The sequence below is a fragment of the Streptomyces sp. R818 genome, from assembly GCF_056172735.1.
Genome location: NZ_JAOCNE010000003.1, coordinates 156696 through 168379 on the forward strand (window position 1 = coordinate 156696; position 11684 = coordinate 168379).

An 11684-nucleotide genomic window follows, 5' to 3' on the forward strand; every position below is an offset into this window, starting at 1 on the left:
GGGTGGATCAGGACGATCAACCGATCAACAGGTGTGCGGGGTGCGGAAGTCGGGAATGGCCGCAGCCAAGACGTGTGGTGATGGGGGCGGCAGTGGCGGACGACGTATTCGATTTCAGGCCGGGGGCACAGGTCCCGCTGCAGGGCTCCGCGGGGCAGACCGCGGCGACGTTCGCCATCGCGTCGGCCGCTTACCGCGACGACAAGGCCTCGAAGATAGAGGACGCCAACAACGAGTGGCACAAGACGGAGGCGAAGGCGGGCACATGGTCGCTGTTCGCGCCGAATCTCGGTGAGGCGTTCTCCCGCGCCGTGCAGGTGCGGATGCTCGGCGGCGGCCGCAAGCCGCTGATCCAGTCGTTCGGCACGGAGCCCCAGGTCGTCGTCGAGCACTGCCTGGCCGCCAACCGGATCCGGCGCCAGCGCGACAGCCTGCTGACCATCATCACCGTCGTCTTCGGCGTCCTGTTCCTGCCCGGGTTCCTGCTGTGGCTGGCCGCTTTCCAGATCCGCCGCTCGAACAACGCGCGGGTGGAGACGGCCGAGAAGGTGGTCAAGGAGACCGCGGACAAGTCCACCGCGGAGCGCAGCGCGGCGAAGAAACTGGAGCGCGCGGCCCACGCCCGGGCCGCCGTGGCCACCACCATCATGACGATCATCGGCATCGGCATCGTGATCCTGCTGATCAAGCTGCCGTCCGACAAGCTGTGGGTCTGGTACCTGCGGGCGTCCTTCGTGGCCCCCGTCATCGGCGGTCTCTGGGCCCGGCAGGTCTGCGAGCGCACCGCGCGGGACCTGCGCGACCGGTGGGACGGGCTGCTCTCGGGCGGCGGCGTCGGCGCGAAGATCCCGGAGGCGGTGCCCGGCAGCCCCGGCGAGACCGCGGCCGAGCAGCTGCGTCAGAGCCTGGCCCGGCTCACCGCCGAGCAGCAGGCGACCACGGTCTTCTACGCGGGCCCCAAGGGCATCCTGGGCATGGGCACCCGCTGGGGCAGCTGGCAGCTCGCCGAAGACCTGATTCCGGCCGAGGAGGGCAAGGAGATCCACCCGTTCCGCAGCTGGGACGTGATACGGGCGATCCAGGACCAGCTCCGCATGTTGCAGCGCGGCCCGCTGCACACGGGCGGCTTCCCGGCCCCGTCGGTGAAGAACTGGGTGGTCACCCCGATCGGGGAGAACGCGAAGGCGGTGTCCCGCCCGACGGGCGAGGACGTCGACGCGTACCAGATGAAGTCGCACGAGATACAGCGGATCTGCAACGAGCAGCAGTTCGGCAGCGGCGACCGGCACTACCTGGGCGTGCAGTTCACGCTCTGGGACGGCCAGTTGGTCATCACCATGCTGATCACGGTGACCGTGCTGCACGAGACGCTGCGCATCGAGGTGACGGGCCACGCCCTCGGCCCGGTGAACTCCCTGTTCACCTCGAAGCCCGAACCGAAGACGAAGACGACCCCGAAGTCGATACGGTTCTGGGAGACGACCACGAAGACGCTGCCGCTCATCGACGCGGACGAGGCGGTCCGGGTCGCGGTCCGCGCCCCCCTCACCTGGTACCCGCCGCTCCTGGACCACCTGGGCGGCAAGATCGTCCTGCCCGAGCCGTTCGGTCTGCGGCACGCCTGGGCGGACCAGCCCTGGCGCCACCGCTTCATGGCGGACGACGCGCTGCGCACGGCGACGCCGGTGCTGCGGGTGGTGCACGCGGCGGCCATCAAGGTCCTCGCCGAGCACGGCGTGAACACCGAGAAGTTCGACAACCGCTCGGGCGTGCTCAGCGGCCTCGTCCAGGACCCGGCACCGCGCAAGGCCGACGTGTACGACGCGTAGACCTCACCCGGTGCCCGCACCACGGGCCGCGGGCCCGGACACCGGCCGGACGCTTCTCAGGCGTCCGGCCAGGCCTTCGCCAGGGCCGTTCGGGTGTCGCCGAGCAGCTGCGGCAGCACCTTCGTGTGGCCGACGACCGGCATGAAGTTCGTGTCCCCGCCCCAGCGCGGCACGATGTGCTGGTGCAGGTGAGCGGCGATACCGGCGCCCGCGACGGCGCCCTGGTTCATGCCGATGTTGAAGCCGTGCGCCCCGGACGCGGCGCGCAGCGCCGTCATGGCCCGCTTGGTGAACACGGCCAGCTCGGCAGTCTCGGCCAGGTCGAGGTCGGTGTAGTCGGCGACGTGCCGGTAGGGCAGCACCATCATGTGCCCACCGTTGTACGGGTACAGGTTGAGGATCGCGAAGACGTGCTCGCCGCGCGCCACGATCAGCGCGTCCTCGTCCGTTTTGCCGGGAGCGGCGCAGAAGGGACAGCCGTCGTCGGCCCCGGGGCCCGTCGGCTTGCCCTCACCTTGGATGTAGGCGATGCGGTGCGGGGTCCACAGACGCCCGAACCCGTCCGGTTCACCCACAGGACCGCTCTGCTGCTCCGGCTCACTCGTCATGAAGTGCAGCATATGGCGTCACCTGGGCGTGGCGTGTCGGCGGGTGTCGCCGCCGCCGGGCAGGGGCGATGCTGTCCGGATGACCGAAAGACCCCTCGAACGCTGGGAGCGGCGCAACGGCGTCGTCCTCGCGGTGGCGTCCCTGCTCTTCCTCGCGGCGTACGCGGTCCGGGTCCTCGGCGACGGCCTGCCGGACGCGGTGCGCAGTCTGTGCGTGGTGCTCCTCCTCGCGTCATGGGCGCTGTTCGCCGTGGACTACGCGGTCCGCTGGCGGCTGAGCGGCCGGCGCCTCCCCCGCTTCGTGCGCACGCACCTCCTGGACACGCTCGTCCTGCTCCTGCCGCTGCTGCGGCCGCTGCGGATCGTGCGGGCCTACGAGCGGGTGCAGGGCCGCAGGGACGCGCCGCGCCTGCCGCTGTACGGCCGCGTGATCGCCTACACGGGCGTGTCGGCGGCGCTGCTCGGCTTCGCCGCCTCCCTCGCCGTCTACCAGCAGGAGCACACGGCGCCGGACGCGTCGATCCGTACGTACGGCGACGCGGTGTGGTGGACGTGCTCGACCTTGTCGACCGTCGGCTACGGGGACATGGTGCCGGTGACGCCGCTCGGCCGGCTCGTCGCGGTGGGCCTGATGGCCTGCGGCCTGGCGCTGATCGGCGCGGTCACGGGATCGTTCTCGTCCTGGCTGATCCAGACCTTCGCCCGGGAGGGCGAGAGGCCCCCGGGGAGCTCCCCGGGGGCCTCCGGCGACAAGCCGAACGACTGAGGTCAGACCTGCGCGCGCTCCTCGACGACCTTGAGGATCTTGGCGATGGCCTCGTCGGCCGGGATGCCGTTCTCCTGCGAGCCGTCGCGGTAGCGGAAGGAGACGGAACCGGCGTTCATGTCCTCGTCGCCCGCGATGACCATGAAGGGCACCTTGGCCTTCTGCTGGTTGCGGATCTTCTTCTGCATCCGGTCCGAGGACGAGTCGACCTCGACGCGCAGACCCTGGGCGCGCGCCTTCTCGGCGAACTCCTCCAGGTACGGCACGTGCGCGTCGCCGATCGGGATGCCGACGGCCTGCACGGGCGCGAGCCACGCCGGGAAGGCACCCGCGTAGTGCTCAAGGAGCACGCCGAAGAACCGCTCGATGGAGCCGAACAGGGCACGGTGCAGCATGACGGGCTGCTGGCGCGAGCCGTCCGCGGCGGTGTACTCCAGGCCGAACCGCTTGGGCTGGTTGAAGTCGACCTGGAGGGTCGACATCTGCCAGGACCGGCCGATGGCGTCCTTGGCCTGCACGGAGATCTTCGGGCCGTAGTAGGCGGCGCCGCCCGGGTCGGGCACGAGCGGCAGGTTCTGCTTCTCGGCGGCCTGGCGCAGCGCCTCGGTCGCCTCGGCCCAGTCCTCGTCCGTGCCGATGAACTTGTCGGAGTCGTCGCGGGTGGACAGCTCCAGCTCGAACTCGGTCAGGCCGTAGTCGCGCAGCAGGTCGAGGACGAAGGTCAGGAGCGTGTCGAGCTCCTGCGGCATCTGCTCCTTGGTGCAGTAGATGTGCGAGTCGTCCTGGGTGAAGCCGCGCGAGCGGGTCAGGCCGTGCACGACGCCGGACTTCTCGTAGCGGTACACGGTGCCGAACTCGAAGAGCCGCAGCGGCAGTTCACGGTAGGACCGGCCGCGGGACTTGAAGATCAGGTTGTGCATCGGGCAGTTCATCGCCTTGAGGCGGTAGTTCTGCTCGTCGAACTGGATGGGCGGGAACATGCCGTCGGAGTAGTGCGGCAGGTGCCCCGAGATCTCGAAGAGGTGCTCCTTCGAGATGTGCGGGGTGTTCACGAACTCGTAGCCGGAGACCTCGTGGCGGCGGCGCGAGTAGTCCTCCATGACCTTGCGGATCACCCCGCCCTTGGGGTGGAAGACCGCGAGGCCCGGGCCCAGCTCGTCCGGGAAGGAGAACAGGTCCAGCTCGGCGCCCAGCTTGCGGTGGTCGCGCTTCTCGGCCTCGGCGAGGAAGTCGAGGTAGCCCTTCAGCTCGTCCTTCGACGGCCACGCGGTCCCGTAGATGCGCTGGAGCTGCGGGTTCTTCTCGCTGCCGCGCCAGTACGCGGCGGCCGAGCGCATCAGCTTGAACGCCGGGATGTTCCGGGTGGTGGGCAGGTGCGGACCGCGGCAGAGGTCCTTCCAGCACAGCTCGCCGGTCTTGGCGTCGAGGTTGTCGTAGATGGTCAGCTCGCCGCCGCCGACCTCGGCGTCGGCGCCGTCGGCGGCCTGCGCCGCGTTGCCCTTGAGGCCGATGAGTTCCAGCTTGTAGGGCTCGTCGGCCAGCTCGACGCGGGCGTCCTCGTCGGTGGTGACGCGGCGCGAGAAGCGCTGCCCCCGCTTCTGGATCTCCTGCATCTTCTTCTCGATGCGCTTGACGTCCTCGGGGGTGAACGGCTCCTTGACGTCGAAGTCGTAGTAGAAGCCGTCCTTGATGGGCGGGCCGATGCCGAGCTTGGCCTCGGGGAACAGCTCCTGGACGGCCTGCGCCATGACGTGCGCGGTGGAGTGCCGCAGGATGGCGAGACCGTCCTCGGAGGAGATCTCGACGGGTTCGACGGTCTCGCCGTCGGCCACGGCGTACGCGAGGTCCTTCAGCTCACCGCCCACACGGGCCGCGACGACGCTGACCTCACCGGCGAAAAGCTCGGCGGCCGTAGTGCCCGTCGTCACCACGCGCTCTTCCCGCTCGGAAACGCGTTGGATGACTACACGGACGTCTGACACCGGTCTCTCCTGCCTGAAGGTGGAACGCCACGCCATTACCTGTGACGTGCGCACCAGGAATCGTACCGAGTCGCGGGGGCCGCCCGCGAAGCGGTTGCGCGGCCGGCCGGTCCCGGCCGGCTACTCCTCCCCCGCGCAGGCCTCCTCGAAGAAGTCCAGATTCTCCTGGAGGGACTGCCGCGACTTCATCAGCCGGTCCCGTTCGGCCTCCTCCACTTGTACGGGGACGACGTCGCAGGCGCCGGTGAGGCGCCGGAAGCCGCCTCTGGACTCCAGGCGGCCGTGCACCCGGATCGGCAGGCCGACGAGGTGGGCGTGGCCCGCGGTCCGGTACGCCTCCTCGTCGAGGGTCAGCCGGATGTGCGGGACGTCGGCGCCCGCGATGACCTGCAGCCGCACCGTCCCCGCCCCGCTCGGCCCGGTCCTGCGCAGGCGGACGACGGTGCCGGTGACGCGGACGGCGACGGACGGCTCGGCGTGCAGGTAGCGGTGGCCGGCCGCGCGCAGCACGTCCAGGTCGCCGGGCGAGAACTCGACCGGCGCGTCCCCGTCGGTGCACTCCTCGGGGACCCCGGCGGCGGGCGCCCAGGCGACGCCGACGCGGGCGCCCTCGGTGCCGCGCACCAGGGCGACGACCGCCTCGGTCAGCTCGTGGCTGACGCCCGCCTCCGTGGCGCCGTCGAAGGCGTCCATGCCGCCGGTGGCCCGCCGGTAGTCGACGGCCTCGCGGACCGCGTAGAGGGCCTGGTGCAGCCGTACGGCGAGGTCGCGCCCGGCGTCGACGGGCACGAACGCGGTCAGGCTGCGGCCGTCGGGCGCGGCCTGCACCAGGACGTTCTCCAGGGCCGCCGCGGCGGCCCCGCGGTGCCGGGCGCCGTAGTACCCGGCGCGCTCCCGTGCGGCGAGCGCCCCCGCGAGCAGCATCCGCCGCGCGGCGGAGCGCAGCTGTTCCTCGACGGTCCAGGCGGACGCCCCCGCAGGGCCCTCGGGCACATCGCGCCACCAGCGGATCTCGTCACTGGGCACGGCGAGCGAGACGAGGACCTCCCGGGCGGAGGGGGCGCCGCTGCGCTCAAGGGCGGTCAGCGCCTCGCTCAGCAGCTCCTCGCTGTCGGGGAAGGCGCGGCTCTCCGGCACGAGGAGGCTGGTCCGGTCGCCGGTGCCGGGCGGCGTCCAGCGGGCGTAGCGCCCGGGGGCGCCGCCGCGCCGCTGCCAGCCGTGCCGGTCGAGGAGGGCGCCGAGGACGGCGGGGTCGACCAGGCCCGGATCGGGTCCGGCGACGTCGACGGGGCGGGCGCGGACCACGCCGAGGGACCGTACGGGCCTGTCGGCCGAGCGGTGCTGCATCACCATTCACTCCCATCCGGGACGGCCGGTCAGGGCCGCCCGCCCGTCCCGACGCGGGTCATGATCTCGCACAGCGCGCGGTCGTCGAAGATCCGTGCGGTCGGCACGCGCACGGTGGTCCGGCGCCGGCCGGTGACCGGGTGGCCGGCGAGGTTGGTCCAGTAGCAGCAGTGGCGCAGGTCGAGCCGGTCGTGGCCGGCGCGCAGCCAGTCGTCCTGGGAGCGCGGTACGAGCATCACGACGAGGATCTTGTGCACCGAGACCGGCGTCCTGGCGAGCTTCTCCAGGTGCGCGTTGTCGAGCACGAAGGAGAAGGCGGGGCCCGGTGGGTCGGGCGGTATCTGGTACGTCGCCTTGAGCTGCACCTTGATGGTGACCTCGTCGTCGACGGTGTGCCCGGGGGCGCTGTGGCTGACGTGCCAGTCGATGCCGTTGTCCGGAAAGGGCTGCGAGAGCGAGCACCCGGCGGCCGCGGCCACGGCGTGGAGATAGCCCACCTGGAGCGTCTCCATACAGGCGGTGGTGGCGAGTGTGCCGCGCGGCGGTGCGTTCCGCTCGGGCAGCAGCCCGCCCTGTTCGGGCTGCGCGAGCGCCATGGTGCGACTGCCCTTTCGACGTGGTGAATCCCCGTGGATGAATTCCGCGGCAATGACGCGGAGTTCAAGAGATCGATCAAGGGCAGGTCAACGGCACCCCGCTGAACTGCCATGACTCGTAACTGTGTTGTCACCGCTCCGCGTACGACGCAAACGGCCCGGGTATCACCGAAGCGGGCAGCGGGCGCAATTCGACGGGACGTCACCTGCCACATTCCGACGAGGAGTTGCATTGTCATGACGTGCTGGTACGAAGGCCCACTCGCCGCCTTCGACACGGAGACGACCGGGGTGGACGTGGAGAGCGACCGCATCGTGTCGGCCGCGCTCGTGGTGCAGGACGCGCCGGGCACGCGGCCCAGGGTGACGCGGTGGCTGGTCAATCCGGGGGTGCCGGTGCCGCCCGGGGCGACGGAGGTGCACGGCCTGACCGATCTCCACCTGCAGCGCAACGGACGCTGGCCGTCGCCGGTGATGGAGGAGATAGGCCACGAACTGGCGGACCAGGCGGCGGCGGGGCGGCCCGTGGTCATCATGAACGCGCCGTTCGATCTGACCCTGCTCGACCGCGAGTTGAAGCGTCACCGCGCCTCGTCGCTGGCCCGCTATCTGGGCGACGCGGCCTTGTGCGTCCTTGATCCGCGCGTCCTGGACAAGCACCTGGACCGCTACCGCAAGGGCCGCCGTACGCTGACGGACCTGTGCGCGCACTACGAGGTCGAGCTCGCGGAGGCGCACGACGCGGCGGCGGACGCGCTGGCGGCGCTCGATGTCGTACGGGCCGTGGGCCGGCGCTTCGCGGCCCGCCTGGAACGCCTCTCCGCCCATGAGCTGCACACGCTGCAGACCTTCTGGCACGCCGCCCAGGCACGCAGCCTCCAGGCGTGGTTCACGCGCAGCGGCACCCCGGAGGTGGTCGACACGGCGTGGCCCCTGCGGCCGGAACTTCCTGCGGCGGCCTGATCGTCTCGCGCCGTGGCCCCGATCATCCCTCGCCGGAACTCCGGGCGCCGGACCGCTCGTTCCCCCGCTGGGGGCCCGACATGCAGAAACGAAAAACCGGCCCGTCAATCGACGGACCGGCCTTCTCCGGGTGGGCGATACTGGGTTCGAACCAGTGACCTCTTCGGTGTGAACGAAGCGCTCTCCCACTGAGCTAATCGCCCGGGAACGGGTTGAACCATACAGGGCGCGGCGGGCTGTGTTCAAACCGGTCGCAGGTGGTCCCGCAGACCGCGCCGGCCGCCGCGCATCATCCACGCGTGATTGGCGAGGAAGACGGGCCTGCCCGGCAGGGCGAAGCGCCGCATCAGGGGCCGGCGCACCTCGACCCGCTGCTCGTAGACGACGCGCGTGCCGTGGCCTCGCGCGGTCAGCGTCCACCGGGCCCAGCCCGCGAGATCCCCGTCCATCGCGACCTCCAGGATCCCGGCATCGGCGTCGCGCCGCCGCTGGCGCGCCGTGACCGTGAGCTCGTAGGGCAGGAAGGACCGGAAGACGGCGACGCCGCTGGTGTCGTCCAGCGGCGTCACCGACCGCACCTGCGGCCACCAGCCCGGATACTCCTCGGCGCGCTCCAGGACCGCGAAGACGGCGGCCGGTGGCGCGGGCACGTCCCAGACGCTGCGGAAGCGGTACCGGCTCAGGGGGCTGAGGTCCATGGACCGAGTCTGCCCCCGGAACCGCGCGTTCGGGCGCCTGTGTCAGGACTTGTCGTCCGGCATCCTGTCCCCCACGAGGGCCAGGTTCTCGATGGCGGCGAGGCCGTACAGGGCGGTGTCGTTGGTGTAGACCCAGTTCGCCTCGGTGCCCGCGACGAGCGTGACCGGGCCGCCGACCTTCTCCGTCCGCCACGGCGAGGACTCGGTGTAGCCGTCGCTCCTGTAGAACTTCTCCCACGCGCGCGTGGCGAGTTTTTCGTCGCCGGTGCGCACGGCGGCGTACGCGTCGAGCCGGGAGTGCCCCTGGAAGAGGATCAGGGAGCCGAAGTTGGTCCCGTAGCGGGCGGCCTGTTCGGTCTTGGTGGCGTTGAAGTAGCGGCAGTAGTCGTAGTACGCCTCCTCGAAGGCGGGCATGTCGACGAGGTCGATCAGCTCGGCGCACAGTTCGTTGAGGCCGAAGACGGCCGACAGGTGCGAGACGCCGACGACCGGTTCCCCGGCGATGGCGAACCTGCCCGTGTCGAGGTCGTAGAGCCCGCTGCCCTGGACGAACCCGTTGGGTTGTGCGGCGATCGTCTCCATCGTCGACAGCACGCGTGACCTGGCCTTCTCCCACTTCGGGCCGCGCCGCTCCCACTCGGTGAGCCAGGCCGAGACGAGGCCGCTCCAGTCGGTGCCGAAGCCGATGGAGAGGGCGTGCGGGTCGGGCTCGTAGTCGGGGTCGGGGCGGACTTTGCGCTGCGGGTCGAGGACGAGGAAGGTCTCGTCGGAGTCGACGTTGGCGTGGCAGAGGTCGCCGACGCGTTCGTCGCCGGTGAGGAAGTAGTAGTAGCGGCGGTACGTGGTGTTGGCTATGCGCTGCTGCTTCGCGGAGTCGGCGTAGTGCTGGACGCCGTGGCGGGTGCCGAGCCCGGCCCATTTGCCCAGGTGGTAGACGTCGACCTCGCCGGTGTGCCGGGTCATGGCCTCGGCGAAGCGGAAGATGTCGGCGCGGCCGCTGCGCAGGTAGGCGAACCAGAGCCACAGGTCGGGCGAGAGCTCGGAGTTGTCCCAGGCGTAACCGCCGACGTCGTAGCGCCACTGGTGGCGGGCGGGGTCGTAGGAGTGCATGACGTCGCCGTAGTCCCAGAAGCCGTACCAGCGCCGCATCTCCACCTGGTCCTTGTAGTAGGTGAAGAGGAAGTCGAGGTGGTCCTCGATCTTGGCCTTGGCCGGGGTGGAGCGGTCGGGTTCGGAGTAGAGCCCGGGGCCGAAGACGCCGGCCTTGATGAGCTGTTTCGGCGGTGCGGCGAGCTGTGGCAGGACGCGGACGGCCTCGACCTGCCGGGCGAGCGCCTCGGGCGCCGGGGTGGCCGCGTTGGCCCAGAACAGCAGTTCGCTGGTGCGGGCGATGCCGTACGGGGTGCCGAAGCCGGGCTCGTAGTCCTCGTAGGTGATGTTGAGGCCTTCGAGCTGTTCGGCGTACGTGTCCTGGCCGAGGCCGTCGTGGTAGAAGCGCAGGTCCATGGGTTGCGCCTCGGGCGACCAGAGCCAGAGGGTGACCTCGGCCTCGTCGGTGTGGGCGCCGCGGATGTCGAGTCCGGCCGGGTGCTTCTCCCAGAAGTCGCGCAGGCCGAAGGAGAGGCCGCCGCTCGGCCCGCCGACGTAGCCGAAGCCGCTGGCCCGTCGGCCACCGCCCGCCGCGATCCAGCCGTGCCCCTTCTTCGTGCGTTTGCGCAGGGTGAAGCCGTCGGCGGAGAGCTGGGAGAGGGTGTAGTCGCCCCAGTGCGGGATGTACTGGAGGCGGGTGGTGACGCGCTGGTCCCAGGTCGCGGGGTCGGGGAGCTTCTCGCCCGCGAACTGGGCCGCCTGGACGGTCGCGCCCGGATCGCGGCGCAGCCCGGTGATGCCCTGGACGGCCTCGCGGAGCAACCCGGTGTCCTCGCCGCCGATGCGGATGTGCCGGTCGTACGCGGCGTCGCGCATCGGGACGGTGAAGCGGACGCCGAGCCCCCGGATGAAGTCGCCGGACGCCTTGCCGGGCTCCTGGGTCCCGTCGAAGGTGATCGTGTGCACCATGCGGAACGACTCGGCACCCGCGTAGAAGTAGAACCGGACAGAGAAGGGCAGCCAACTTCTGTTCCCCTTGCGGTGCTTGCCGTCGATACGGACGACGGCGCGGACCGGACCGTCCTGCTCGACCTTCGTCTCCTCGACGACGCTCTCGAACCGCTCGTACTTCTGGGTCCCCTGGTCGCCGTCCTCGATCTCGCCCTGCCGCAGCAGGACGAGGCGTCCGTCCTTGGCGATCTCGGTGGAGCCTCGGGTCACGGACTGGACGAGGGTGGAACCGCTCTTGCCGAGCTTGGCGACGATCACGCCCGTGTCGACGGTGACGACGCCGCCCTTCGTCGACACGCTGACCTTTTTCTCGGGCGCGGCGGCGTCCCCGGCGGTGAGGGTCAGCTTCCCGGCCGCCACTCCTGGGCCGACGGCGTGCGCGGTCCACTTCAGCGACCCGTCCGGCCACTGCGCCAACGGCCAGGTCTGCACCGGCACTTGCCTGCCGTCGGCGTCCGTGAGCGCGAACTCCTGGCCCTTGTCGTACGCGCCCTTCGGCCACGGCACGCCGACGGTGGAGCCGGGCGCGGCGCCGAGCCCGCCGTCCTCCAGCCAGCCGAGGGTGACGGGCTCGGGCCCGGCCGCCGGGGCGTTCGGCGCGGCCTGCGCCTCTTTGCCGCCGAGGGCCCAGCTGAACTGGGCGGCGGCGCCCGCGACGGCGGCGGCCTTGAGGAGGGATCTGCGGGGAATGGGGGACATCGGCGTTCCTTTCCGTGCATGCCAAAGGTGCTGTACGAGAAGGGGTGGTGCTGCGAAGCGGCTCAGCGGGCCCGTTCCTCAGGTGCTGTACGAGAG

At 70.9% G+C, this 11684-nt stretch carries 9 protein-coding genes and 1 tRNA gene; 3 read left to right on the plus strand and 7 right to left on the minus strand.

Features of this window, described 5'->3' with window-relative positions; translation table 11 throughout:
- Nucleotides 1-80 precede the first annotated feature (80 nt).
- Nucleotides 81-1829, plus strand: coding sequence for a hypothetical protein (locus N5I75_RS05790; RefSeq protein WP_476674998.1), 1749 nt, complete (start codon nt 81-83; stop codon nt 1827-1829).
- A 56-nt stretch (nt 1830-1885) separates the two neighbouring features.
- Here N5I75_RS05790 and N5I75_RS05795 read toward each other — a convergent pair whose 3' ends face one another.
- Nucleotides 1886-2449: an HIT family protein gene (locus tag N5I75_RS05795; RefSeq protein ID WP_476674999.1), complete on the minus strand. Its 564-nt coding sequence runs from the start codon at nt 2447-2449 to the stop codon at nt 1886-1888.
- A gap of 67 nt (nt 2450-2516) precedes the next feature.
- Between N5I75_RS05795 and N5I75_RS05800 the strand changes: the two genes are divergently transcribed.
- Nucleotides 2517-3203 (plus strand): potassium channel family protein, encoded by a 687-nt coding sequence (locus tag N5I75_RS05800; protein ID WP_476675001.1) that lies wholly within the window; start codon nt 2517-2519, stop codon nt 3201-3203.
- 2 nt (nt 3204-3205) lie between these two features.
- Here the strand turns inward: N5I75_RS05800 and thrS are convergent, their stop codons facing one another.
- From thrS to N5I75_RS05815, 3 genes are all read right to left on the minus strand, one after another.
- Nucleotides 3206-5185: a threonine--tRNA ligase gene (thrS, locus tag N5I75_RS05805; protein WP_476675003.1), complete on the minus strand. Its 1980-nt coding sequence runs from the start codon at nt 5183-5185 to the stop codon at nt 3206-3208.
- A 120-nt stretch (nt 5186-5305) separates the two neighbouring features.
- On the minus strand, nt 5306-6532 hold the full coding sequence (locus tag N5I75_RS05810) for a hypothetical protein (RefSeq protein ID WP_476675005.1): 1227 nt from the start codon (nt 6530-6532) through the stop codon (nt 5306-5308).
- 29 nt (nt 6533-6561) lie between these two features.
- Nucleotides 6562-7128, minus strand: a complete 567-nt coding sequence (locus N5I75_RS05815; protein ID WP_476675007.1) for a DUF4365 domain-containing protein — start codon at nt 7126-7128, stop codon at nt 6562-6564.
- Between the two features lie 237 nt (nt 7129-7365).
- On the opposite strand from N5I75_RS05815, the gene N5I75_RS05820 reads away from it, so the two are divergent.
- Nucleotides 7366-8091 (plus strand): exonuclease domain-containing protein, encoded by a 726-nt coding sequence (locus tag N5I75_RS05820; RefSeq protein ID WP_476675009.1) that lies wholly within the window; start codon nt 7366-7368, stop codon nt 8089-8091.
- Nucleotides 8092-8222: 131 nt separating this feature from the next.
- Here the strand turns inward: N5I75_RS05820 and N5I75_RS05825 are convergent.
- The 3 genes from N5I75_RS05825 to N5I75_RS05835 all read right to left on the minus strand — a co-directional run bounded on the left by N5I75_RS05825 (nt 8223) and on the right by N5I75_RS05835 (nt 11588).
- Nucleotides 8223-8294: transfer RNA gene (locus tag N5I75_RS05825), tRNA-Val, on the minus strand.
- Between the two features lie 39 nt (nt 8295-8333).
- On the minus strand, nt 8334-8789 hold the full coding sequence (locus N5I75_RS05830; RefSeq protein WP_476675011.1) for an SRPBCC family protein: 456 nt from the start codon (nt 8787-8789) through the stop codon (nt 8334-8336).
- A gap of 42 nt (nt 8790-8831) precedes the next feature.
- On the minus strand, nt 8832-11588 hold the full coding sequence (locus N5I75_RS05835; RefSeq protein WP_476675013.1) for an exo-rhamnogalacturonan lyase family protein: 2757 nt from the start codon (nt 11586-11588) through the stop codon (nt 8832-8834).
- Between the last annotated feature and the right edge of the window lie 96 nt (nt 11589-11684).